A 25,990-nucleotide genomic window follows, 5' to 3' on the forward strand; every position below is an offset into this window, starting at 1 on the left:
AGGTGTGGAAGATTAGTAACGAGAACGATATATTCAAAAAAAGGAAACCATTACCTCCAAAAAAATCGGAAGAGTCTCAACCTGAACTGACACCTTGGCAAAAACAAAACCAAGAATATTTGAAGAAGCAAGCGGAAGAAGCTGCTTCAAAAGGTGAAAACGAACAAGCAGAAGTCACCATCACTTTACAAGAACAAAGTCAAGAAGAGCCTCAACAACATCTTCCACAAGAAACAGTGGAAGAAGAGGAGCATTTTGCAGATCGTTTACCGAACGTTAAGAAAACACGGAACAAGCGCTTATATAGGCGTTTAGCCTTTATTTTAACTTGTTTAGGGACAGCCATTTTAGTGGCATTGTATTTTGTTTCGCCTCTTAGTCGATTGAGTGAAGTAACAGTTTCAGGCAACAAAAGTGTGGAGAGTCAAGCGATTATTCAGCAGTCAAAACTTGAAACGGGCAGTGGCTTATGGGAGCAGTATTCAAATAGAAATTATTTTTCTGCAAATATTCAGAAAAAGTTTCCAATTATAAAAAAGGCGAACATTAAGTTAAATGGTATTAATTCATTTAAAATTGATATTCAAGAGTATCAAATTGTCGCTCTTGCTGCGACTAAAGGCGGCTATCATCCGATTTTAGAGAATGGTAAAACTTTGGCGGAAACCACCAAAGCTGCTGAAAGTGGCAAACCAATTTTTGAGAATTTCAAAGAGGATAAATTAATCCCTGAATTAATGGCCTCTTACAACAAATTACCTCAAGAAATTAAACAAGGAATTTCAGAAATTAAATATGCACCATCCAAAACCAATAAAGACTTGATTAATGTCTATATGAATGATGGAAACCGAGTGATTGTTAATATTTCTGATTTAAGTGAAAAAATGGCTTATTATTCACAAGTAGCCGAGCAAATGGACAAACCTGGAATCGTTGATATGGAAGTCGGCATTTTTTCTTATCCGTATGAAAAAGAAAGTGAAGAAACGGGCAGTGAAGTTTCCGAAGATTCAGCGGTTGAAAATCAAGAAGTTGCGGACCCAAATGCAGGCGTAGCAACGGATGAAGCGAATAACGGTACGCCGACAAATGGAGAAAATCAAGAAGTGCAACAAGCAGAATAAGTTTTTTACAAAAATGTTTCAAAAATTAACGAACAAATTCGTATAATCTGCTTTCTAAAACCCCCATTTTTATGGTAAAATTGGAAGAAGTGAATAATACTAAAAAAGAGATAGTTAAACGGACGCCTTTGTCCGCTTAGATATTGGAATTAATAGGAGGAGGAATTCCGTTCATGGCAAAAACAGGAATGTATGTAGGCCTCGATATTGGTACAACTTCTGTCAAAGTAGTTGTCGCTGAATATATTGAAGGTCAAATGAACATCATCGGCGTTGGAAATGCAAAATCAGACGGTTTGAATCGAGGGATTGTCGTCGATATTGATCAAACAGTTCAAGCAATCCAACGGGCCGTTCGACAAGCCGAAGAAAAAGCCGGCATTCAAATTAAAAGCGTAAATGTTGGATTACCAGCGAATTTATTAGAAGTAGAAAGCTGTCAAGGAATGATAGCTGTTAGCAGTGAATCAAAAGAAATTACAGATGAGGATGTGCGCAACGTCGCATCTGCAGCTTTGGTTCGTTCAACTCCTCCTGAACGTCAAATTGTTGCAATCTTACCGCAAGACTTTACCGTCGACGGCTTTGAAGGCATCAAAGACCCACGTGGAATGCTTGGCGTTCGCATGGAGATGTTTGGCGTTGTCTATACTGGACCAAAAACAATCATCCATAACATCCGTAAATGTGTTGAAAAAGCTGGCTTAGGAATTAACGAATTAGTGATTACACCGCTTGCTTTAACGGAAACAATTTTAACAGATGGCGAAAAAGACTTTGGAACAATTGTCATTGATATGGGTGGCGGTCAAACAACGACATCTGTTATCCACGACAAACAATTGAAATTTACTCATGTTAACCAAGAAGGCGGCGAGTTCATCACGAAAGATATCTCAATCGTATTGAATACTTCTTTTAACAACGCCGAAGCCTTAAAAATTAATTATGGGGATGCTTATCCAGAAAGAACTTCAGCAAACGAAGAGTTTCCTGTTGATGTTATCGGTAAGTCAGAGCCTGTAAGAGTGGACGAACGTTACCTTTCAGAAATTATTGAAGCGCGTGTGGAACAAATTTTGAGAAAATCAAAAGAAGTTCTGGATGAAATTGATGCGTTTGAATTACCTGGAGGCGTTGTATTAACTGGTGGCGCCGCTAGTATGCCAGGTATTGTCGATTTGGCGCAAGAGATTTTTGAAGCCAACGTAAAACTATACGTACCAAATCACATGGGCTTACGTAACCCAGTCTTTGCTAATGTCATTAGCATTGTGGAATATTCAGCGCAACTAAACGATATTTATCACATTGCCAAATATGCAATCCCTGGTGAAAAATCGAAACCAGCACAATCAGTCGCTGTCCAACAAGAAGTTCGCTATGACACATATGCTGAACAGCCTCAAGAAGAATACGAAGAATTCAACGAACGTGAGTCTGGTGAAAAAGTGACAGGCAAAATCAAAGACTTCTTCTCGAACATTTTCGACTAATCACATAAACAGGAGGATACGATATCATGGAATTTTCATTAGACAATAACATTAACAACGGTGCAGTCATTAAAGTTATCGGTGTAGGTGGCGGCGGCGGAAACGCTGTAAACCGTATGATCGAAGAAAACGTTAAAGGCGTGGAATTTATCACAGCCAATACAGACGTTCAAGCATTAAAACATTCAAAAGCAGAAACAGTGATTCAATTAGGCCCTAAATACACTCGTGGTTTAGGTGCTGGTTCACAACCTGAAGTTGGCCAAAAAGCTGCAGAAGAAAGTGAACAAGTGATTTCAGAATCATTACAAGGCGCGGATATGATTTTCATTACTGCTGGTATGGGTGGCGGAACTGGTACAGGTGCTGCCCCAGTAGTTGCAAAAATCGCTAAAGAATTAGGCGCTTTAACAGTTGGTGTAGTAACTCGTCCATTTAGTTTTGAAGGTCCAAAACGTGGTCGTTTTGCCGCTGAAGGAATTGCCTTATTAAAAGAAAACGTTGATACACTATTAATTATCTCAAACAACCGCTTATTAGAAGTCGTTGACAAGAAAACGCCAATGCTTGAAGCATTTAGAGAAGCTGATAATGTATTACGTCAAGGTGTTCAAGGGATTTCAGATTTAATCACTGCACCAGGTTACGTAAACTTGGACTTTGCTGACGTGAAAACAGTGATGGAAAACCAAGGAACAGCTTTAATGGGGATTGGTGTAGCGAGCGGCGAAGAACGCGTAATTGAAGCAACGAAAAAAGCTATTTCTTCACCATTGTTAGAAACATCAATCGATGGTGCGGAACAAGTCTTATTAAACATTACTGGTGGCTTAGATATGACCTTGTTTGAAGCGCAAGATGCTTCAGATATCGTTACAAATGCTGCTTCAGGTGATGTGAACATCATCCTAGGTACATCAATCAATGAAGATTTAGGCGACGAAATTCGTGTAACAGTAATCGCTACAGGTATTGATGAATCAAAAAAGGATAGAAAACCGCACCGTCAAACAAGACAAGCGGTTCAACCAATGCAACAAACAACTCAATCTGTGGAAATGGATCAACCAAAATCACAAGAAGAAGCAAGTGCTTTTGGCGATTGGGATATTCGCAGAGAACAAAATACACGTCCAAAAGTTGATGAATCTTCATTAGAACAAGTAGACAAAAAAGAATTTGACACATTCCACCGTGAAGAACCAAATCACAATGATGACGAATTAAGTACGCCACCATTTTTCCGCAGAAAACGATAAGGAGCATCGATTAGAAATGATAGCTGAAAACTTAACAAATATTAATAATCAACTTCAGCTAGCATGCAAAAGCTCACAGCGCTCTGTTGCTGATGTGACAATGATTGGCGTCACTAAATCAGTAGGAATTGAGGAAGCAGCAGAGCTTGTTCAGCTTGGTGTCCAGAATTTAGCTGAAAACCGAGTAGATAAGTTACTAGAAAAGAAAGCTGGATTGGAAAAATTTAATGATATTCAGTGGCATTTAATTGGTAATTTACAACGTAGGAAGGTAAAATTAATTATTAATGAGATAGATTATTTTCATGCATTAGATAGTCTGAGTCTAGCCAAAGAAATTCAAAAAAGAGCAACGAAAGTTATTCGTTGTTTTGTTGAAGTGAATATAACTGGGGAAGAAAGCAAGCACGGCTTTCGTAAAGAAGACGTCTTACCTTTCATTCAAGAACTTGCTGATTTGGACAAAATTCAAATCGTCGGTCTAATGACTATGGCACCTTTTGGGGCAAGTGAAGAAGTATTACATGCAACATTTAGAGAATTAAAAGAGCTGCAAATGACCGTAAATGAGAAACATTTATCTTTTGCTCCTTGTACAGAACTTAGCATGGGAATGAGTAACGATTTCCCAATCGCAGTTGAAGAAGGTGCAACTTTTATACGAATCGGAACAGCGTTATTCAGAGATGCGTAAAGGAGAGGAATTTATGTCAATTTTTAACAAGGATGCGTTATCGAGCTTTTTTGGCTTATCTGGCGAAGAAGATGATTATTATGATAACTACGAAGAATATGAAGAGCGCAAAGCAGTTAATGAACCACCGCGTCGTGCAGCTCGGCCTAAACCACAACGCCCTGTTCAACAACAGGAAAGTTACAGTCAGCCAGCTTATACACAACAAAGTGAGCCTGTAGTTGAAAAACCTTCTGCACGCTATCGTTCTGCTGAAACGCATCAAGAAAGAGACACACAACAAGCTGCTTACACAGAGAAAAAAGTGGTTTCTATGCGTAGTTCTAATCAATCAGCGACTACGAATACAAGACGAGCACAAGAAAGCACCGCCAATGCAAAAACACATAAAATTACTATTATTGAACCACGTGTGTATTCAGAAGCAATGAGCATTGCGAAACATTTATTTGCTGAAGAAGCTGTGCTAGTTAATTTTACATTAGTAGAAGAAGACCAAGCACGACGCATCGTTGATTTCTTAACTGGTACTGTGTATGCTTTAGACGGAGATATTCAGCGCGTTGGCAATGAAATCTTCTTATGCACACCAGCGAATATGGAAATTGATAGTGCGACAGCACAATCTTTAGCCAACAAACAATTCTTTGATTTCTAAGCCTTAGGGAGGTGTTATTATCGCAACACTGATTACTCTATTATACAAAGGCGTTCAAATCTATTCAGGATTACTAGTGATTTACGCGCTACTTTCATGGTTTCCAGGAGCATATGATTCTGCTTTCGGGCGTTTGCTCTCTAGAATTTGTGAACCATACTTAAGTTTGTTTGACCGTTTGAATTTAAGGATTGGAATGGTTGGATTTAACGTAATGGTAGGGATTATTGTCCTTAACCTAGCAGCGGGTGGCTTAGCAGTCATTTTACGAGCTATTGTTTATTAATAACTTTTAGAAAGGATGATTTATCTATGAACGCAAATGTGTATCAACATTTCCGCAAAGATGAACATCCTTTTATTGACACTGTTGGGGATTGGCTAGAGCAAGTGGAGATGCAATACGCGCCTTATTTGACAGACTTTCTTGATCCTAGACAGGCGTATATTTTGGAAACGTTGATTCGACAAAACAGTGATTTATCGTTTACTTTTTATGGTGGTTATGAGCAAGCAGAACGAAAACGCTGCTTGATTTATCCAGCGTATTACATACCAGAAGAGACAGATTTTGGTGTTGTATTATTTGAAATTATTTATCCATCTAAATTTGCGACATTATCTCATGGGAAAATTTTAGGCACCTTGATGAATGTTGGGGTTCGTAGGGAAGCCTTTGGAGATATTATTTCCGATGGTGATAAGTGGCAGGTTTTTATAGCACAAGAAGTAGCTGGCTTCGTTGTTAACCAAGTCGACAAAATTGGTAAAATTACTGTTCGCTTAGAAGAGCGGGATTATACACAAATTTTGATACCGAAGGATGGTTGGCAAGAAGAGCGAACGACTATGAGCTCTTTGCGGCTGGATAGTGTGATTTCCGCCGTATTTAATATTTCAAGGCAGCGATCAAAACAATTGATCGAATCTGGTAAAGTAAAAGTCAATTGGACAGAAACGACACGACCAGATTTTGCTTTAGACTTATTAGATATTGTTTCGATACGGGGATTTGGGCGCCTTCAGATTCAAGAATTAGAAGGAAAAACAAAGAAAGAAAAATTTCGCATCCTCTTAGGGGTATTGAGAAAATAATCTCGAACTTTTGTTTAAGAAAACCATTTTGGCTGTTCATTCAGACGAAGTTGTGTATAATAAAAAAAGTAAGATATTTGCTAATTCAGGATTAGTATGAGAATGTGTTCATAAGGGGTTTTACAAAAATAATCCAAAGAGGTGAAGGAATATGGCATTAACTCCATTAGATATTCAAAACAAAGACTTCTCAACAAAAATGAGAGGCTATAACCAAGACGATGTAGATGACTTTTTAGATCAAGTCACACGTGATTATGAAGATGCATTACAAAAAAATCGTGAACTTGAGAAATCATTAAAACACGCAGAAGAAAAATTACAATACTTCAATGAATTGAAAGATGCATTGAACCAATCAATTATTGTTGCACAAGATACCGCTGATAAAGTGAAATCAAGTGCCAATAAAGAATCAGAAATGATTATCACTTCGGCAGATAACCAAGCCAAAGAAACCTTGGTAGAAGCTGAACGTAAATCAAATGCAATGATTGCAGATGCTGAAGCGAAATCAACACAAATCTTAGCAGAAGCAATTGAACGTGCCCGTCAATTAGCTGGGGAAACAGAAGACTTGAAGAAGAAAACACGTGTCTTCCATCAACGCTTAAGCTTAATGCTTGAAACTCAATTAGAGCAAGTGAAGAGTGAAGAGTGGGAAGAGATTTTAAAGCCTTTTTCTAGTTATGTCGGAGACAAACATACAGCAGTTAAGGAAATTCTTGATGAACAAGACCTTGACAACGAAAATGAAACTGTTGTAAACTCTGAAGAGAACACAGATGCTGTAGTAGAAAAAAAGCCTGTAATTGAAGTAACTGAAGAAACAATTGAAGAAGAATCAAAATAGATAGAACAGAACGTTTAATGTTTATTCTTAGCAGCGAGTCAATGATAGTGAAAGTTTGACAGACACTGGCATTAAACAGATCCTCTATCCTAGATGCAGTTCTGAACACTTGAGTAGGAACTGCCGGATAATTACCGTTATCAATTTCAGAGAAAGTAGGGGCAACTCTACTTTGAATTTGGGTGGTAACACGAGTACTTCGTCCCTTGGGATGGAGTACTCTTTTTTTATCTACTTTTATCAGCTATCGTTCATCTTTAGTATGAACTAACACAATTAAATCGATAAAATGAAAGCGAGGCAAATGCATATGAAAATGAAAGAAACATTGCAATTAGGAAAAACAGCTTTTCCAATGCGTGGGAACTTGCCAAACCGTGAAGCAGAATGGCAAAAAGACTGGGAAGAAAAAGGCTTATATGAACAACGTCAAAAATTAAACGAAGGAAAACCAACCTTTGTTTTACATGATGGCCCTCCGTATGCAAACGGAAATATTCATTTAGGACATTCTTTGAATAAAATCAGTAAAGATATTATTATTCGTTCAAAATCAATGTCTGGTTTCCGTTCTCCTTATGTGCCTGGTTGGGATACCCATGGTTTACCAATTGAGCAAGTGTTAACCAATAAAGGGGTTAAACGTAAAGAAATGACTGTCGCTGAGTATCGCGAAAAATGTAAAGAGTATGCCTTATCACAAGTCGATAAACAACGTAACGATTTTAAACGTTTAGGTGTGTCAGGCGATTGGGAACATCCATACATTACGTTAGATCCAGAGTATGAAGCAGCAGAAATTCGTGTTTTTGGTAAGATGGCAGAAAAAGGCTATATTTATAAAGGCTTAAAACCAATTTATTGGTCTCCTTCAAGTGAATCTTCTTTAGCAGAAGCAGAAATTGAATACAAAGATGTAAAATCACCTTCTATTTACGTAGCTTTTAATGTGGTCGATGGTAAAGGTCTTTTAGATAACGAGACAGCCTTCGTCATCTGGACGACAACCCCTTGGACATTACCAGCCAACTTAGGTATTTCAGTTAATCCTGATTTTACGTATGTTGAAGTGAAGGCAGACGGTCGTAAATTTGTAATTGCTAAAGATTTATTAGCAACAGTTAAAGAAGCGATTGGTTGGGAAGAAGTAGAAGTCTTGCGAGAATTTTCTGGTGAAAAATTAGATCGTATGACAGCTCAACATCCATTCTATGATCGAACATCACTTGTTATGCTAGGCGACCACGTGACGCTAGATGCCGGGACTGGCTTAGTTCATACCGCACCAGGACATGGTGAAGATGACTATATCGTTAGCCGTAAATATGATTTACCTGTTATTTCTCCTGTTGACAGCCGTGGGGTCTTTACAGATGAAGCACCTGGTTTTGAAGGAATTTTCTATGACAAAGCGAATCCAATGATTACTGAGTTATTAGAAGAAAAAGGCGCATTATTAAAATTAGATTTCTTTACGCATAGTTATCCACATGACTGGCGTACCAAAAAACCAGTTATCTACCGTGCAACGCCACAATGGTTTGCTTCAATCTCTAAATTCCGTCAAGATATTTTAGATGAAGTTGAGAAAGTTGACTGGCTAATTCCTTGGGGAAAAACACGTTTGTATAATATGATTCGTGACCGTGGTGATTGGGTAATCTCTCGCCAAAGAGCGTGGGGTGTACCATTACCGATCTTCTATGCTGAAAATGGAGAAGCCATCATTACGCCAGAAACAATTGAACATGTAGCGAATTTATTTGCAGAACATGGATCAAATATCTGGTTTATGCGTGAAGCAAAAGAGTTACTACCAGCAGGCTTTACACATCCAGGTTCACCAAATGGCGAGTTTACCAAAGAAACAGATATCATGGACGTTTGGTTTGACTCAGGTTCTTCACATGAAGGAGTTTTACGAGAAAGAGAAGAGTTAACTTTCCCAGCAGATATGTATTTAGAAGGTTCTGACCAATATCGTGGTTGGTTTAACTCAAGTATTACAACAAGTGTTGCTATCAATGGGGTAGCGCCTTATAAATCAATCATTTCTCAAGGGATGGTTCTCGATGGCGAAGGCCGTAAGATGAGTAAATCGTTAGGCAATACTATCTTACCTGAAAAAGTTATCAATCAAATGGGTGCAGATATCTTACGCTTGTGGGTAAGTAGTGTTGACGCGGAAGCCGATGTGCGTGTCTCAATGGATATCTTAAACCAAGTATCTGAAGTGTACCGGAAAATCCGTAATACTATGCGTTTCTTGTTAGCGAATACGAGTGATTTTAATCCAGCTGAGCATACCGTAGCTTATGCTGATTTACGTTCTGTAGATAAATACATGACGGTTCGTTTAAATCAAGTCATTCAAGAAATCCGTGAAAATGGTTATGAAAAATATAATTTCATGCATATTTATCGGACAGTTATGAACTTCTTAACTGTAGATTTATCTTCTTTCTATTTAGACTTTGCGAAAGATGTCGTTTATATTGAAGCAGAAAACGATTATCAACGTCGTTGTATGCAGACTGTTTTCTATCAAACATTGGTTTCATTAACAAAATTATTGACACCAATTATTCCACATACAGCGGAAGAAATTTGGAGTTTCTTACAAGAAGAAGAAGAGTATGTGCAATTAGCTGAATTCCCAGGTTACGAAACGTTTACTAATGAAGAAGAATTGATGGATACATGGGCAGCCTTTATGGATTTCCGTGACAATGTCTTAAAAGCGTTGGAAGAAGCTCGTCATTCTAAATTAATCGGTAAATCGTTAGAAGCCAAAGTGACCGTTTATCCAAATGAACAAATTCGTCAATTAATGACAGCTGTTGATGCAGATATTGCTCAATTACTAATTGTTTCCGACTTTGAAGTATCAAAAGAAGTAGCACCTAGTGAAGCTGTTCAATTTGAAGACATGGCTATTTTAGTTGAAAAAGCAGAAGGCGAAACGTGTGACCGTTGTCGTTCCGTTCGTCAAGATGTCGGCTCAGATGAAAAATTACCAACACTTTGTGGCCGTTGTGCACACATTGTTGAAGAAAATTATCCAGAAGCGGTTGCTGAAGGATTCGAATAAACAAGAAAAAAGATCCGCTAGTCGTTAACTAGCGGATCTTTTTTGGCTTATTTATTGATCAAGTTGACCGCGGTCACGGTACCAGTTATCTGGTTGCCATTCCCAAGTAAAGCCATCTTTTTCTAATAAGTCGAAGGCAGCTTGCGGGCCCATTGTGCCAGCGGCATAATTAGGGAAAGAAACGTCTGTTTTATCCCAAGCATGTCGAATAATGTCAACAATGCGCCAAGATTGGGCAACTTCGTCCCAATGAGAGAAGTTTGTACTATCGCCATTTAGGCAGTCTAATAGAAGTTTTTCGTATGCTTCTGGACTATTTTCAGTCATTTCAGCACTTTGACGGAAATCAAGTTTCACTGGAGTTGTATTGAACCCTTGACCGATTTCTTTTCCATTTAAGGTTAATGAAAATCCTTCAGTTGGTTGGATATAGATAGTTAAAACATTCGGTGGTAAATCGGTTTTATCGCATTCTTCACACGTATCATCTTTGAAGACATTAATAGGTACTTGTTTAAAGACGATGTTAATGCGTGTGCCTTTTTCAGTTAATCGTTTACCTGTGCGAACATAGAAAGGGACGCCAGACCAACGGAAATTATCAATTAAAAATTTACCAGCAACAAAAGTTTCAGTGGATGAAGTTTCTGCCACATTCGGTTCATCACGATAGGCTGCAAATGTTTGATCAGCTAGCTGACCTTCGCCGTATTGGCCACGCACGAAATTTTGAAGGGCTTCTTCTTCAGAATAAAGGCGGATGGCACGTAAAGCTTTTACTTTTTCAGTCCGAATTTCTTTTTCAGAAAAGGCAACAGGAGGCTCCATCGAAAGCAATGCAACGACTTGTAAAATATGATTTTGAACCATATCTTTTAGTGCGCCACTGTGGTCGTAATAGCCGCCACGATCCTCGACACCTAAGCTTTCAGCGAAGGTGATTTGGACATTATCAATGTAACGATTGTTCCATTGTGATTCAAAAATATTATTGGCAAAACGAATGGCTGAAATATTTTGGATCATTTCTTTGCCTAAGTAATGGTCAATTCGGAAAATATCTTGTTCAGGAAATGCAGCACGAATTTCTTCATTTAATTCGTAGGCAGATTCATAATCAGAACCAAATGGCTTTTCGATAATTAGACGATCAAAGCCTTCTTCCGAAATAATATGTTGTGATTTCAAGTGATTAACAATGGTTCCAAAGAATTGAGGGGCCATAGCTAAATAGTAAACATGATTGCCTTCTAAGTGGTATTGTTCATTTAGGCGATCAGATAATTCTTTTAAGGTATTATAATGTTCCGTATCATTCACATTATGTGATTGGTAATAGAAATGACTAGAAAATTCAATTGCCTCTTCGGCCGTAGGATTTAAGTCTTGAATGGTTTCACGAACGATTTCACGATAGTATTCGTCTGTCCATTCCCGACGTGCGGTACCAATCACCGCAAAACGCTCAGCTAATAATCCTTTTTTATATAAGCGGAACAGGGAAGGATACAATTTGCGTTTGGCAAGATCACCTGTCCCCCCGAAAATAGTAAATAATGCTACTTTTTCATTCATTAGTTTTCCTCACTTTCTCTAATCAACGGCTCAACAAAAATTGTGTTTGCTGCTTTAAAGCTGACGGATAATTCTTTGTTTTCATTATAAATGGTGATCGGTCCTTCATATGCAGCAATTTCTTTAATCGTATATTCTTCTTGAATATTTAAATCAATGGAAACTAAATAATCCAGTAATTCTTTTTCGTCTAAGACACGTGCAATCCGAACTTTTGTGCCAACAGGGTAGTCTGTTAACGTTTGGCGTTTCTCCTCATGAATGGGTTGATTATCTTCGGGAATAACACCACCGTGTGGACAAAATTCTGGATGATTTAAATAATCCGCTAAACGGTTCACAAGCGTCTGTGAAGTAACATGTTCTAAAACTTCTGCCTCTTCGTGCACATCATTCCAAGTGTAATTTAAGTGCTCTACTAAAAAGACTTCCCAGATTCGGTGTTTGCGAATTAACGTACTCGCTTTTTTTAAGCCTTTTTCAGTTAATTGTACCCCTTGATAAGGAGAATGCTCAACCAAATCTTCTTTTACTAACTTTGAAATCATCTCACTAACCGAAGCTGCCGAAACATCGAGTCCAGAAACAATTTGTTTATTATTCACTTTAACTTCGTCGCCACCTAATTCAAAAATTAATTTTAAATAGTCTTCGCGATTTGGTGTCATAGGGGCTCATCCTTTCAAAAAAACATCATCCTAAGTTTATCAGAAAAAGGCGCATTTGACTATTTAATAATATTCAAGTTGTAAGAAAACTTTCTGAATGCTTTTGCAAGGGATGTAAAAAATAAATCACCCACCGCACATACTTCGTTTTATGTGTCGTGGGTGATTTATTAATTGTAAATGGCCCGTTCTAGTGTGTAGGTTTCATCGTCGGCTTCATCGTAAAGCGTCGCAGGGACACCATTTTCACATTGAATGATTAAATGGTAACCTAACTTATCTAAGATAACTAAGCGTTTAGGGGTTAATTCAACAAGCAAGGCATGCGTTTGTTTGCCATCAATGAAAACATTGAAAGATGAGGTGATTTCTAAGGTGTGTTGCGTGGCTTTCTTCACGTCCACAAACCACCAATGCCCAGTATAGTTGTGTTGAAGCTCCTGTGGGGAAGGGAGCTGTTTATTTTTTTTCCAGAGGATAGAGCCTGCTAATCCAGTAAGTAAAGATGCACCAACCAAGAAAGTCCAATGTTTTTTCAAAGAAATTCCTCCTAACCTTCATTTTCATTTATTCGTCTTCGTTACCTTTATTATATAGAACTTGTCTAAAATATTCGACTAAATCGCTGAGAATTGACAAATATTTAATGATTGACACAAGATAGTAAAATTGTTGGTTTTGGTCTATACTTTTCCTTGTTTTTTTATGGTATAGTGTGTAAGAAAGGAAGTCTGTGTATGAAGTACCCGAATGTCCAGCTTGCTTATTTTATCGAACGACCCAATCGGTTTATTGCACACTGTCGTTTAATGGAAACGAATGAAGAAGTAATCACACATGTCAAAAATACTGGCAGAGGGAAAGAAGTTTTTTTACCAGGTGCCGTTGTGGCGCTTAGTTATCAACCATCGCCTAAAAGAAAAACAGATTACGATTTGATTGCAGTAAAAAAAGGTTCTTTTTGGATTAATATTGATAGCCAAGTACCGAATACATTAGTCAATGAAGCGTTAAAAAATGGTCAAATTGTGCTTCCTGGTTTAGTTGGTACGATCCAAACTGTTAAACGTGAGCAACGATTTGCACATTCAAAATTTGATTTTCTAGTGGAAACGGATGCGGACGAACAAGCTTTTGTCGAAGTGAAAGGCATGACTTTAGAAAATAAAGGCATCGGTGCTTTTCCTGACGCGCCAACACTTCGTGGCTTGAAGCATGTCACTGAACTAATGGCTGCAACTAAAGCGGGTTACCGCTGTTACATTTTGTTTGTGGTCCAATTTGAAGAAATTAAGCAGGCAACGATTCACCAAGAGATGCAACCCGCCTTTGCTGAAAATCTGGGTGCTGCAATTGATCAAGGTGTGCAAGTCCTTGCTTACAATTGCCACGTAACACCAGCAACGATTGAACTTAAGTCACAGGTAACCTTTGATTTATTACAGGCATTTGATGATCCTAATAAATAACTTGAAGAACTCCTAGCGCTTTAAGTCAGGGTAATTACGTGACTTTTGTACGAGAGATTACTATTATAAAGAGAGTAAATAAACAAAAAATGGAGGTTTTTGATTATGATACATTTAGGCGTAATTGGTACCAATTGGATTAGTCATCAATTTGTTGCAGCAGCTTTAGAAACGGGTGCGTACGATTTAACGGCTGTTTATTCTCGGAAACTAGCAACGGCACAAGAATTTGGTTCTCGCTATGGGGATGTGGAATATGCAATTGATTTAGAGACGTTTTTTGGTATTGCACATATGGATACGGTTTATATTGCCTCACCAAATTCATTACATTTTGAACAAGCGAAACAAGCAATTTTAGCGAAAAAAAATGTAATTGTTGAAAAACCAGCTTTTTCAACACCTGATGAGATGGCAGAAATTATTGAATTAGCGAATAAAAATCGTGTGTATTTCTTTGAAGCGGCCCGTAATATTCATGAGCAAAGTTTCCAAAAAATTGCTGAATTATTGCCATTAAAAAACCAAATTTTAGGTGCGAATTTTACGTATATGAAATATTCTTCTCGCTATGATCAAGTATTAGAAGGCAAAGAGCCAAATATTTTTTCTCCTCATTTTTCTGGGGGAGCCTTAGCAGATTTAGGCGTTTATTTAGTTTATGCAGCCTTGGGCTGGTTTGGCGTACCAAACGAAAGCCATTATTTTGCTAGTAAAATTGCGACAGGTGTCGATGGCTTAGGAACAATTATTTTACGATATGATCAGTTTGACGTGACGTTAAACACTGGGAAAATTAGTGATTCTTTTGCGCCATCCGAAATTTACTTTGAAAACGGGACCTTGATTTTAGATAGTGTCAATGCTATTTCTTCGGCTGAGTACCATGATCGCGCACATGAAGAACGTGATGTCTTAGATATTCAAGTAGCCGATAATCCAATGATTGAAGAAGCCCGTGATTTTGCAGCAGTTTTAAATAACCCAACAGATAAGTATTGGGGCACCAAGTATGAAGAATGGGTTGAGCTTGCTCGAAATGTCAATAAAGTAGTCACTGATTTACGTCATAGTGCCGGCATTATTTTTGATGCTGATAAATAAGAATTAAGCGATAGGAAAGGAACAATATGAGATTTTTAGAACAACTTCCAGAGGCTTGGCAAGAACAGTGGCAAGCTTCTGGCTTTAACGAACCATCAACAATTCAAGAAAAAAGTTTTACGCCCCTTCGCGAAGGAGAAAATGTTTTAGGAATTTCGCCGACAGGAACTGGAAAAACACTTGCTTATATGCTGCCTTTACTCTTAACTGTTGAAAAAGGACAGGGAAATCAATTGTTGATTATTGCTCCGTCTCAAGAATTAGCTATGCAAATTGCTGAAGTTGCTCGGACTTGGGCTAAGCCACTTCAATTAACGGTTCAAACGTTAATCGGCGGGGCAAATGTTTCACGCCAGATTGACAAGTTAAAAAAACGTCCTGAAGTGTTAATCGGAACACCAGGTCGGATTTTAGAGTTAATGAAGAATAAAAAAGTCAAAGCTCAGTTGTTAAAAACAATTGTAATGGATGAAGTTGATCAACTTTTCCAAGAGGAAGAGCTAAGTTTAACCAAGCAAATTTTGACACACACACCAACCGAATACCAACTTGTTTTTTATTCAGCGACTGCTGATCGTGTCGTGAATCAAGCGCAATCTTTAAGCCAAAAATTACAGGTGATTGATGTGACGGAAGAAGATACTTCAGCAGGTCAAGTCGCCCACTACTTTATTCGGTTAGCACCAAGAAAAAAAGCTGATTACTTACGTCGTTTGGTCCATACAGAAGCATTCAGAAGCATGGTCTTTTTCAATCAAGTTGCTGATTTAGGTGCAGCAGAAGAAAAATTAGTTTATGAGAATGTGCCGGCTATTGGTCTGGCTTCAGATCAAAGTAAACAGTTGCGTAAATTGGCGATTGATCAATTTAAAGCAGAACGAGTGAAGTTGTTATTAACCACGGATATTGCGGCACGGGGCTTAGATTTCACTGGGGTCCCTTACGTCGTAAACGTAGATGTTCCTTTAACCGAAGAGAGCTATATTCATCGTTCTGGTCGCGTTGGCCGGATGGGTGCACAAGGGGCAGTGATTACGTTTATCAACGATGGCACCAAAAGGGATTATCAACGTTTGATGAAACAATTGGCCATTCCCTATCAGGAAATCTTTTTATATGATGGTGCACTTCATGAACAGCCAAAAGCCAAAGATGAACTAGAAAAAAAGAACGTAGTCAAAGATACGTATTCAGAAAAAAAGAGTACGAAAGAAAGAAAACCAGAAACAGTAAATTCTGTTGTCAAAGAACCACAAGAAACACGCAAAAAGAAGAAAAACAAAAAGAAAAACACGAAAAACAAAGGAGCTCGTAAAGCGAAGAAATAACGCTTTACGAGCTTCAAGCAGAACGTTGTATCGAGGAGGATTCCATGAAATCTCGGAAGGAAGAAATCTTAGCGTTACTTCAAAAAAATGAAACTGGCTTAACGGCAGGAGCGGTAGCAGAACAGTTAATGATTGATCGCAGTAATGCCAGCCGTTATTTAAATGAATTATTCAAAGAAAAGAAAATTACTAGAAGTACTGGACGTCCTGTTATCTATTCAGTGCCAACAATCAATGAAGGAGAACAAGTCCATGTAGATGAGTCCACCTCTGTTAGTTTTGACACATTAGTAGGTGCCAATGATTCTTTAAAAGTGAGTATTCAGCAGGCCAAGGCTGCTATTTTATATCCACCAAGAGGTTTGCATACGATTATTTTTGGGAAAACAGGAACAGGGAAATCTCTTTTTGCTGAATGTATGTACCGTTTTGCCATTGATTCAAAAACCTTAGATGAAGATGCCCCTTTTGTCTCTTTTAATTGTGCTGATTATGCACAAAACCCACAATTATTATTTGGTCATATCTTTGGCGTAAAAAAAGGCGCCTATACTGGTGCGAATGAAGATAGTCCAGGCTTAATGGCAAAAGCAGATGGCGGGATTCTCTTTTTAGATGAAATTCATCGCTTACCGCCAGAAGGTCAAGAAATGCTCTTTACGTTTATTGATAAAGGCGTGTACCGTCCATTAGGCGAAAGTGGTCAAACCTATGAAGCCTCTGTTCAAATTATTGGTGCGACAACGGAATCCTCAGAAAACTTTTTAACCACTTTCAATCGGCGGATTCCGATGTCGATTACATTGCCATCTTTAGATGCACGGACGCTAGATGAGCGTTATGCCATCATTTCGTTATTTATTCAGCAAGAGGCAACACGTTTGGGCCAGCAAATTGATATCGAACGCGAAGCAGTTTTGGCGTTCATGTTATACGATGCAGAAGGAAATATTGGTCAGGTGAAGCGGGACTTAAAATTAGTTTGTGCTAAGTCATTTCTTTATTATCGGACGCACAATTTAGAACATTTGGTTATCCGTAAACGGGATTTGTCGTTACCTGTCCAAAAAGGATTATTAAAAATTAAAGAAGTACCTGAGCGCTTGGATCAATTTGTCGATAGTAAAAGTAATTATTTATCTTTCCAGCCAGGTACCAACAAAATTGTTTGGTCGCAAGATCCAGCTAGAGACATGCAAGTTTACAATGAAATCGAAGAAAAAGTCGCTGACTTGTCTGAAGCTGACTTAGAAAATGTTGATTTAGAAGAATTGATTTCTAAAGATATGAATGCGTATTTTAAAAATTATGTCGAAGAATTAACCCAACATTCTTTACATAAGGAGTTATTACCAGAAGCTATTTGGGACTTAACGAATCGTCTTTATGATATCGCAGAAGAGCGTTTGGAACACACGTACAACGAAACAGCACGCTTTGCCTTTGCGCTTCATTTACAAAGTACGATTGAACGTGTCAAAGAAGGTCACGTGATTGTCCATCCTGATTTAAATAATGTCCGTAAAAATATGAAAAAGGAATTTCAAGTAGCCTTAGATTTATCTTCTATTATTGAAGAAGAGAACAACATAGAGATTCCTTTCGATGAAATTGGCTTTATTAGTATGTTTTTATCTATTAATGTCGGTAAAGAAGAAAGAACTCCAGAAAATAATGTTGGTGTGTTCGTCTTAATGCATGGGGATTCTACTGCCTCAAGTATGTTGAAAACCGCCCAAGAACTTTTAGGAACGTCAATCGGAACAGCGATGAATATGCCGTTAACGATGGAAGTTCAAACAATGTATGAACAATTACGAAACCAAGTAATTACGCAAAAAGAATCGTTAAATAATGGGATTTTATTACTGACCGATATGGGTTCATTAAATTCGTTTGGAAATATGTTGTTTGAAGAAACAGGTATCCGAACGAAGGCGATTACAATGACGAGCACAATGATTGTCTTAGAAGCTATTCGAATGGCAAGCGTGGGACGAAGTTTAGAGGACATTTACCAAAATATTCAACTTTCTTTTGAAAGCGTTGTGAGAGAACAATTTCGCTCTAGTCTGCAAAAACGTCAAAACGTAAAAAAAGCAGTAATCGTGACGTGCTTTACAGGAGAAGGGGTCGCCGCAAAACTATACCAACGAATCTTACCCGTTATTGATGAAACAAAAGTAGAACTGATTCAAATGCAATTTATTGAACGAGAAACGTTTAAAAAGCATATCGACAACTTGATGGAAGAATATGAAATTAAGGCCATTGCGGGAACTGTGGATGTTGAATATCAAAATATTCCCTTCTTTTCCGTCTATGATATTTTTGATGATGAAAAATTAAATGTATTGAAACGGATTGCTAGTGATGAAGTGGCAATTGATACAATTGTTCATTCACTAAGTGGCGTCATTACTTCTGTGGACTCCTTACAAAAATTAATTCTCATGTTACAAAAAACAGTTCATCAAATACAAACAGACATGCATATTATTGTTGAACCAGGGGTGGATGCCGGAATCATGATTCATTTGGCTTTTCTGGTAGATGCTTTAATTAAAGGAGAAGAAACAAGAAATTTTCCAAACTTAGCGGAATATGTTAAAACACATCGTTTAGAAATCGATGTCGTACGCACGAATTTTATGTTAATTGAACGGGCGTATCGTGTGACGATTCCAGAAGCGGAAGTTGCGCATGTTACCCAAATGTTTTTAGAAAATGAAATTAAAAGTAAACAATAATAAATAAAAAAACATCAAGAAATGAGAAAACGCTCTCTTTTTTCTTGATGTTTTCTTTTTGTAAGTTACACACAATTTCATGTGTGTAAGCGTTTTCTTTTAGTGTGTGCACGCTTTTTTTGATGGTGAAAGCTGTTATATCAGTATTTTAATGAGGAAAAAACTTGGCACAATTATTGCTATAAATAAAGTGTATAACGTCATAATTTTTAAGGAGATGAAGAAAAAATGGCAAAAAAAACAATTATGTTAGTTTGTTCCGCAGGAATGAGCACGAGTTTATTAGTAACAAAAATGCAAAAAGCAGCAGAAGATCGTGGCATGGAAGCAGACATCTTTGCAGTATCGGCTTCTGAAGCAGATACAAACTTGGAAAATAAAGAGGTGAATGTTTTACTTTTAGGTCCACAAGTTCGTTTCATGAAAGGGCAATTTGAACAAAAATTACAACCAAAAGGGATTCCTTTAGATGTAATTAACATGGCAGATTATGGCATGATGAATGGCGAAAAAGTTTTAGATCAAGCAATCTCATTAATGGGATAAGGAATTAAAACGTTTAGGAAAAGTGAATAGCAAATAAGGATAGTGCATGTTACCAAAGGTTTTGTTTTGTACGCTCGATTCATTCGTTTAATGAGGCTACTGCCTTTTTAATAAATATAAATGGATACAGGAGGAATAAAAATGAACGGATTAATGGCATGGATGGAAAAATATATCTTACCAACTGCCGCAAAAATTGGTGCACAGAAACATCTGGTGGCACTAAGGGATGCTTTTATTGGTACATTACCTGCGACAATGGCTGGATCAGTCGCCGTAATGATTAACGCAATTATTCGAGATCTTCCCCAAGAGTTTGTCTCAACTTATGCGGCAAGTTTGGAAGCAGACAAAGGTATTTTTGCAGTATTGAATGTCATCATTGGGATTAATGGTTTTGTTTGGAATGGTACATTGGCTATCGCTGGTTTGATTTTCGCTTTTTCTTGGGGCTATAACTTAGCGAAAGCATACAATGTGAATGAGCTAGCTGGTGGGATTGTCAGTTTAGCTACCTTAATTTCAGGTGTTGCTTTTGCACCGAATAACACAGCTGAATTAGCTGTAAAAGTGCCAGAAAAGATTGCCAACGCAATTAATGGGGCAGAAATTGGTGCGTCAATTGCTAATAATCAATTGACTGTCAATCCATGGGGTTGGTTAAATCTCAACCATCTAAATGGTAACGCTTTCTTTACGGTGATGATTATGGGCGCTTTATCAACCATTATTTTTTGTAAATTAATGCAAGCGGATTTAACAATAAAAATGCCTGATTCTGTTCCGCCAGCAGTTTCAAAAGCGTTTGCGGCAATTTTACCAGCAACAATCGCGTTGTATGTCGTAGCGATTATTAACTTTACGGTGTCAAAACTTTCAGGCGGTCAATTATTAATTGACTTAATTCAAAAATATATCGCGGAACCGTTCCTTGGGTTATCACAAGGACTAGGAGCTGTGTTAATCGTAACAGTTTTTGTTCAAATTTTCTGGTTCTTTGGTATTCATGGGCCAAACGTTTTGGCACCAGTTCTTGAAGGAATTTGGGGACAAGCACAATTAATCAATATTGATATTTTCCAAAAAGGTTATGAAGGAAAAACAGGAACAGCTGCGGTTTTAGCCGCTATTGACGACGGTAAAGCCTACATGTGGGTCCGTGGTTCGTTTGATGCTTTTGCTTGGTTTGGTGGTTCAGGCGGTACAATCGTCCTAATTATTGCAATCTTGTTATTCTCCAAACGAGCAGATTATTTAACAGTCGGTAAATTATCATTAGGACCTGGGATCTTTAATATCAATGAACCGATTATGTTTGGTTTACCAGTTGTTCTGAATCCAATTATGTTTATTCCATTTGTAATTGCGCCATTAGTTGCTACTACAATTGGCTGGGTTGCAACGTATCTTGGGCTAGTCGCCCCAGTTTCTCAACAAGTCGCATGGGTGACACCGCCGTTGCTATTATCTTTCTTAGCGACAGGTGCCGACTGGCGCGCACCAATCGTAGCGTTGGTATGTATGGTAGTCACTTTCTTGATTTGGACACCGTTTGTTATCGCTGCTAACAAAATGGATCCTGCATTAGGCGAAAGTGAGCAATAGGCAATAAAAACAGCAATTACTTGTATAGAAAGGAGCGAGCGGCATGATTTCGATTGCAAGTGCAATGAAGCAAGAGGAAATTATTACTTTACTAGAGGCATATCAAGGGGAAAATGAAACATTTACTTTTAAAGAAAAGAATGGTATTAAGTTATTTTTTGAAGTTGAAGGAGACCCTGAAACTGCTGCACAAGTTGCAAAACAGCTGATTAAGGAACAACCTTGGGGTGGCGTTTTATACTTCCAAGCAACGGTAGTCTAAAAAGATAGGATGGATGAAAATGATTAGAAATGGATTATTTTTATGTAGTATTGGCTTCTTGATTGTTTTGTATTCGTTGAATCCCAGCTCCTTAAACTATGATTTATTAAGTCTGACAACGGGGATTTTTTTCATTGGACTTGGTGGTTACCTGTTTTTTAAAGGAAAAAAAGTTGCTGAAGAAGAGGCGACAAAGGATGAGGTGAAACGGTAATGGAAATTACGAAAACATTAACTATTTCAGCAGATGAATTTTACACGCAATTAATGAATTCTGTTATTTTTGATATCCGTAAGCAAACAGGCAAAACTCTTACAAGAAAGCAGTTGCATAAGTTTGAATATATCAAAGAATATAGTAAAAATAGTCGCGCGAAAATAGTTATTGAAGAAGCTGTAGAAAATAAGACCTATCAATTTCGAACATCCACAACTAAAAATGATTTCTTGGTGCGGTATGAGCTCCAGCCAATTGATGAAAAAAGCTGTGAACTGCGTTATACAGAAACAATGGTTTCTTATGGGGCGTTACAAAAACTGAATGATGCAGTATTAGGTATCTTTTTAAGTTATTTTAAAAAGAAACAGTTTTATAAAATGCTTAAAATGATGGAAACTGCTTAAAGGGAAAAAGCGGCTTTTGTCCAGTTGATTCTCTTCAGCTTTAGAAAGTGAGCGATGAGTCGTTTCGACTTATCGCTCACTTTTTTTTGTTGCCCTATTATTTTGGAAACGCACACAAAAAAGCTGTGTGTAATCGTTTTATTTTTAGTGTGTACACGCTTTCTATGTTGAAAAACGTTGTCATATCAAGGTTTTAAATGTGTTGAAACTTGGCACGCTTCTTGCTTATATAAAGGTGTAAAGCAAAACAAAGAGAATTTAGGAGATGAAGGAAAATGGCAAAAAAAACAATTATGTTAGTTTGTTCCGCAGGAATGAGCACAAGTTTATTAGTAACAAAAATGCAAAAAGCAGCAGAAGATCGTGGCATGGAAGCAGACATCTTTGCAGTATCGGCTTCTGAAGCAGATACAAACTTGGAAAATAAAGAGGTAAATGTTTTATTATTAGGCCCACAAGTTCGTTTCATGAAAGGACAATTTGAACAAAAATTACAACCAAAAGGAATTCCTTTAGATGTAATTAACATGGCAGACTATGGCATGATGAATGGCGAAAAAGTTTTAGATCAAGCAATTTCATTAATGGGATCATCAAACTAGAGCAGAAAATGGGGTAGAGGTAATGGACGGACAACAGAACTTAGAAGCAATCATGGGTTTAATCATGTATGGCGGAAATGCTAAAAGCGATGCAATGGAAGCGATTGCCGCAGCAAAATCGGGGGATTTTGAATTAGCAGACAAAAAAATTGCAGATGCAGAAGAATCACTTGTACATGCACATCATTCGCAAACAGGAATGTTAACAGAAGAAGCAAAAGGCAATAACATGCAAGTAACATTGTTAACAGTGCACAGTCAAGATCATTTAATGACTGCGATTGCATTTACAGATTTAGCAAAAGAAATTATCGATCTTTATCGCCGTATTGATAACGAGTAATCTCGTTGTCAATACGTCTTATAAGAAAAACGCGCTTGAGAAAGCGTTAATTAGGAGGAATAACAATGGACGGATTTGTTCAATGGATGGAGAAACACTTTATGCCGAAAGCGTCAGTAATCGCAGCGCAACGGCACTTGGTAGCAATTCGTGACGCGTTTGTCGTAACGATGCCATTAATGATTTTAGGGGCTTTGGCGGTATTAATTAATAATATTCCAATTCCAGGATATGAGGACTTTTTAAACAAAATTTTCCCAATGATGTATAACGATGCACCAATTTGGAAAAGCTTTGGTGGCAACATTTGGAACGGTACATTCGCAATCTTTGCCGTTTTAGTAGCCTTTTTAGTAGCACACAATTTAGTTAAATCTTATGGAAAAGACGGCATTGCAGCCGGTACAGTTTCTGTAGCTTCATTCTTCGCAGTTGGCGGCTTAGAAGGCATGGGCGCAACTGGATTATTTATTGCTTTAATTATTGCACTTATTTCAGGAGAACTATTCCAACGTTTATCTGGCAATCCTAAATTAGTTATCAAAATGCCTGATGGTGTACCACCAGCAGTAGCAAAATCATTTGCGGCATTATTACCAGCAATGATTACAATCAGTTTATTTAGTTTAATTACATCAATTCTATTTGCTTTAGGAATTGACAATATCGTTATTTCATTCTACGAAGCAGTTCAACAACCATTTATGGGACTTGCAAACAGCTACCCATCAGCATTATTGTTAGCTTTCATTACACCATTCTTATGGTTCTTTGGTTTACATGGTGCCAACATGGTTGACCCATTAATGCAAACAATCAACGTACCAGCGATTGATGCGAACATTAAAGCTTTAGAAGCAGGTAAAGCAATTCCTTATATTGTAAACAAACCTTTCTTTGATTCATTTGTAAACTTAGGTGGAACAGGAGCAACATTAGGTCTGTTAATTGCTATCTTTATCGTAGGTCGTCGTAACAAACCATACAAAGTCATTACAAACTTAAGTTTAGCACCAGGACTATTTAATATTAATGAACCAGTCATGTTCGGTTTACCAATTGTTTTAAACCCAATTATGTTTATCCCATTCATTTTAGTCCCAATGGTTCTTGTAACTGTTGCGTATGTGGCGACAGCAACTGGTTTAGTACCAGCTGCAACCTTTATGCCACCTTGGGTAACACCACCAATTATTGGCGGATTTTTAGCAACGAAGAGTATCGCCGGCGGAGTTTTAGCAGCTGTTAACTTATTGATTTCTATTTTGATCTACATGCCTTTCGTAAAAGTAGCAACAGATCAATACTTGAAACAAGAAGCAGCCGCAGAAGCAGCTGAGTAAAAAATCGAAGGATTGAATCGTCCGGACTCTTACGGAGGGTTCAATCCTTTTTTTAATGATTAAATCGTAAAGGAGCAAACAACATGAAATATCAATTTCCAGAAAATTTTTGGTGGGGTTCTGCAGCCAGCGGTCCTCAAACAGAAGGCGTTTTTGAAGGTGATGGTAAAGGTCAAAATATTTGGGATTTTTGGTATCAAGAAGCGCCAGAAAAATTTTTTCAACAAGTCGGTCCAGATAAGACCTCACAATTTTATAAAAAATATCAAGAAGATATTCAGTTAATGAAAGAAACGGGACATAACTCTTTTCGAACATCCATTCAATGGAGCCGTTTAATTCCAGATCCTACAACAGGAAAAGTCAATCAAACAGCAGTTGATTTTTATAATCAAGTCATTGATGATTTATTAGAACACGGGATTGAGCCCTTTATGAACTTGTATCATTTTGATATGCCGATGGTACTTCAAGAAAAAGGCGGTTGGGAAAGCCGTGAAGTGGTTGATTTGTATGTCGACTTTGCCAAAACCTGTTTTGAATTGTTTGGCGATCGCGTGAAAAAATGGTTTACGCACAATGAACCAATTGTACCAGTTGAAGGTGGTTATCTCTATGGCTGGCATTATCCTGATAAAGTGAATCTAAAAGAAGGGATTCAAGTACTCTATCATGAAGCTTTAGCTAGTGCCAAAGCGATTGCTGTTTATCATTCTATGAACTTATCAGGTGAAATTGGCATTATTTTAAACTTAACGCCGACTTATCCTCGTGATGAGCACAACGAAGCCGATGTAAATGCGGCTAAATTTGTCGATGGTTTCTTTAACCGTTCGTTTTTAGACCCGGCTGTTAAAGGTCATTTTCCAGAAGATATGGTTGCCTGGGCGAAAGCAAATGACTTGTTGCCAGAAACAACACCAGAAGATTTAGCAATAATTGCTGAAAATACTGTGGACTTATTAGGAGTAAACTACTATCAACCACGTCGTGCCAAAGCAAAAGAAACACCTGTTGAAACACGACCAGAAGGCTTACTTCCAGAAGATTTTTATGATGTCTACGATATGCCTGGCAAAAAAATGAATCCTTACCGTGGCTGGGAAATCTACGAAAAAGGTATTTATGATACATTAATGAATTTAAAAGAAAATTATGGCAACATTCGCTGCTACATTTCAGAAAATGGCATGGGCGTAGAAGGAGAAGAACGCTTTGTCAATGAACAAGGAGTCATTGAAGATGATTATCGGATTGAATTCGTGCAGGATCACTTGAAATGGGTGCATCAAGCGATTCAAGAAGGTAGTAATGTTCAAGGATATCATATGTGGACGTGTATGGATAACTGGTCTTGGCTTAATGCCTATAAAAATCGTTACGGCTTCATTGCTGTGGATTTAGATGATGATGCGAAACGGACCATTAAGAAAAGCGGTCGTTGGTTCAAAGAAATGACAGCAAATAACGGCTTTTAGAAAGAGAACCGTTTCTGTGA

General features: G+C 37.8%; 25 protein-coding genes. 22 read left to right on the forward strand and 3 right to left on the reverse strand.

Going from position 1 to position 25,990, the window contains the following annotated elements; translation table 11 throughout:
• Positions 1–2 precede the first annotated feature (2 nt).
• From IGM09_RS03890 to ileS, 9 genes are all read left to right on the forward strand, one after another.
• A complete protein-coding gene (locus IGM09_RS03890; protein WP_002419338.1) occupies positions 3–1,127 on the forward strand; it encodes a cell division protein FtsQ/DivIB in 1,125 nt (374 codons plus the stop codon).
• A 173-nt stretch (positions 1,128–1,300) separates the two neighbouring features.
• Positions 1,301–2,623, forward strand: a complete 1,323-nt coding sequence (gene ftsA / locus IGM09_RS03895; RefSeq protein WP_002355898.1) for a cell division protein FtsA — start codon at positions 1,301–1,303, stop codon at positions 2,621–2,623.
• Between the two features lie 26 nt (positions 2,624–2,649).
• Positions 2,650–3,882, forward strand: coding sequence for a cell division protein FtsZ (gene ftsZ, locus IGM09_RS03900; RefSeq protein WP_002355899.1), 1,233 nt, complete (start codon positions 2,650–2,652; stop codon positions 3,880–3,882).
• Between the two features lie 16 nt (positions 3,883–3,898).
• The gene (locus IGM09_RS03905; RefSeq protein WP_002358890.1) at positions 3,899–4,576 is read left to right on the forward strand and encodes a YggS family pyridoxal phosphate-dependent enzyme; all 678 of its coding nucleotides are present in this window, start codon (positions 3,899–3,901) and stop codon (positions 4,574–4,576) included.
• 13 nt (positions 4,577–4,589) lie between these two features.
• A complete protein-coding gene (locus IGM09_RS03910) occupies positions 4,590–5,234 on the forward strand; it encodes a cell division protein SepF (RefSeq protein WP_010713807.1) in 645 nt (214 codons plus the stop codon).
• A 28-nt stretch (positions 5,235–5,262) separates the two neighbouring features.
• Positions 5,263–5,520 (forward strand): YggT family protein, encoded by a 258-nt coding sequence (locus tag IGM09_RS03915; RefSeq protein WP_002355902.1) that lies wholly within the window; start codon positions 5,263–5,265, stop codon positions 5,518–5,520.
• 26 nt (positions 5,521–5,546) lie between these two features.
• Complete coding sequence (locus tag IGM09_RS03920; RefSeq protein WP_033624877.1) at positions 5,547–6,329, forward strand: RNA-binding protein; 783 nt, start codon at positions 5,547–5,549, stop codon at positions 6,327–6,329.
• A 151-nt stretch (positions 6,330–6,480) separates the two neighbouring features.
• A complete protein-coding gene (gene divIVA, locus IGM09_RS03925; protein ID WP_002355904.1) occupies positions 6,481–7,182 on the forward strand; it encodes a cell division protein DivIVA in 702 nt (233 codons plus the stop codon).
• A gap of 310 nt (positions 7,183–7,492) precedes the next feature.
• The gene (ileS, locus tag IGM09_RS03930) at positions 7,493–10,273 is read left to right on the forward strand and encodes an isoleucine--tRNA ligase (protein ID WP_010713806.1); all 2,781 of its coding nucleotides are present in this window, start codon (positions 7,493–7,495) and stop codon (positions 10,271–10,273) included.
• A 51-nt stretch (positions 10,274–10,324) separates the two neighbouring features.
• Here the strand turns inward: ileS and zwf are convergent, their stop codons facing one another.
• From zwf to IGM09_RS03945, 3 genes are all read right to left on the reverse strand, one after another.
• Positions 10,325–11,848 carry a glucose-6-phosphate dehydrogenase gene (gene zwf / locus IGM09_RS03935; RefSeq protein WP_002366392.1) on the reverse strand — a complete coding sequence of 508 codons (1,524 nt, stop codon included), beginning with the start codon at positions 11,846–11,848 and terminating at the stop codon, positions 10,325–10,327.
• Entirely contained in the window at positions 11,848–12,516 is a 669-nt protein-coding gene (locus IGM09_RS03940) for a metal-dependent transcriptional regulator (protein ID WP_002355907.1), read from the reverse strand. The genes zwf and IGM09_RS03940 overlap by 1 nt, the downstream gene beginning before the upstream one ends.
• A 170-nt stretch (positions 12,517–12,686) precedes the next feature.
• The gene (locus IGM09_RS03945; RefSeq protein ID WP_002355908.1) at positions 12,687–13,055 is read right to left on the reverse strand and encodes a DUF4828 domain-containing protein; all 369 of its coding nucleotides are present in this window, start codon (positions 13,053–13,055) and stop codon (positions 12,687–12,689) included.
• 198 nt (positions 13,056–13,253) lie between these two features.
• On the opposite strand from IGM09_RS03945, the gene sfsA reads away from it, so the two are divergent.
• The 13 genes from sfsA to IGM09_RS04010 all read left to right on the forward strand — a co-directional run bounded on the left by sfsA (position 13,254) and on the right by IGM09_RS04010 (position 25,970).
• Positions 13,254–13,985, forward strand: a complete 732-nt coding sequence (gene sfsA, locus IGM09_RS03950) for a DNA/RNA nuclease SfsA (RefSeq protein ID WP_002397918.1) — start codon at positions 13,254–13,256, stop codon at positions 13,983–13,985.
• Between the two features lie 105 nt (positions 13,986–14,090).
• Positions 14,091–15,089, forward strand: coding sequence for a Gfo/Idh/MocA family protein (locus tag IGM09_RS03955; RefSeq protein WP_002355910.1), 999 nt, complete (start codon positions 14,091–14,093; stop codon positions 15,087–15,089).
• 26 nt (positions 15,090–15,115) lie between these two features.
• Positions 15,116–16,417 carry a DEAD/DEAH box helicase gene (locus IGM09_RS03960; protein WP_033624878.1) on the forward strand — a complete coding sequence of 434 codons (1,302 nt, stop codon included), beginning with the start codon at positions 15,116–15,118 and terminating at the stop codon, positions 16,415–16,417.
• Between the two features lie 44 nt (positions 16,418–16,461).
• The gene (locus tag IGM09_RS03965) at positions 16,462–19,167 is read left to right on the forward strand and encodes a sigma 54-interacting transcriptional regulator (protein WP_002373633.1); all 2,706 of its coding nucleotides are present in this window, start codon (positions 16,462–16,464) and stop codon (positions 19,165–19,167) included.
• Positions 19,168–19,395: 228 nt separating this feature from the next.
• Positions 19,396–19,713 carry a PTS sugar transporter subunit IIB gene (locus IGM09_RS03970; RefSeq protein WP_002355913.1) on the forward strand — a complete coding sequence of 106 codons (318 nt, stop codon included), beginning with the start codon at positions 19,396–19,398 and terminating at the stop codon, positions 19,711–19,713.
• Positions 19,714–19,854: 141 nt separating this feature from the next.
• Positions 19,855–21,318, forward strand: coding sequence for a PTS sugar transporter subunit IIC (locus tag IGM09_RS03975; protein ID WP_002364646.1), 1,464 nt, complete (start codon positions 19,855–19,857; stop codon positions 21,316–21,318).
• Between the two features lie 43 nt (positions 21,319–21,361).
• Positions 21,362–21,580 (forward strand): hypothetical protein, encoded by a 219-nt coding sequence (locus tag IGM09_RS03980; RefSeq protein ID WP_002355915.1) that lies wholly within the window; start codon positions 21,362–21,364, stop codon positions 21,578–21,580.
• A 13-nt stretch (positions 21,581–21,593) separates the two neighbouring features.
• Complete coding sequence (locus IGM09_RS03985; RefSeq protein WP_002355916.1) at positions 21,594–21,794, forward strand: DUF3188 domain-containing protein; 201 nt, start codon at positions 21,594–21,596, stop codon at positions 21,792–21,794.
• Positions 21,794–22,204, forward strand: coding sequence for a DUF3284 domain-containing protein (locus IGM09_RS03990; RefSeq protein ID WP_113826120.1), 411 nt, complete (start codon positions 21,794–21,796; stop codon positions 22,202–22,204). The genes IGM09_RS03985 and IGM09_RS03990 overlap by 1 nt, the downstream gene beginning before the upstream one ends.
• 275 nt (positions 22,205–22,479) lie before the next feature.
• Positions 22,480–22,806 carry a PTS sugar transporter subunit IIB gene (locus IGM09_RS03995; protein WP_002355918.1) on the forward strand — a complete coding sequence of 109 codons (327 nt, stop codon included), beginning with the start codon at positions 22,480–22,482 and terminating at the stop codon, positions 22,804–22,806.
• 22 nt (positions 22,807–22,828) lie between these two features.
• Positions 22,829–23,149 (forward strand): PTS lactose/cellobiose transporter subunit IIA, encoded by a 321-nt coding sequence (locus IGM09_RS04000; protein ID WP_002355919.1) that lies wholly within the window; start codon positions 22,829–22,831, stop codon positions 23,147–23,149.
• A gap of 65 nt (positions 23,150–23,214) precedes the next feature.
• Entirely contained in the window at positions 23,215–24,492 is a 1,278-nt protein-coding gene (locus tag IGM09_RS04005; protein WP_002355920.1) for a PTS sugar transporter subunit IIC, read from the forward strand.
• 83 nt (positions 24,493–24,575) lie between these two features.
• Positions 24,576–25,970, forward strand: coding sequence for a glycoside hydrolase family 1 protein (locus IGM09_RS04010; RefSeq protein WP_002355921.1), 1,395 nt, complete (start codon positions 24,576–24,578; stop codon positions 25,968–25,970).
• Positions 25,971–25,990 lie beyond the last annotated feature (20 nt).

This window comes from Enterococcus sp. DIV0167, assembly GCF_050541555.1.
GTDB classification, from domain to species: domain Bacteria; phylum Bacillota; class Bacilli; order Lactobacillales; family Enterococcaceae; genus Enterococcus; species Enterococcus faecalis.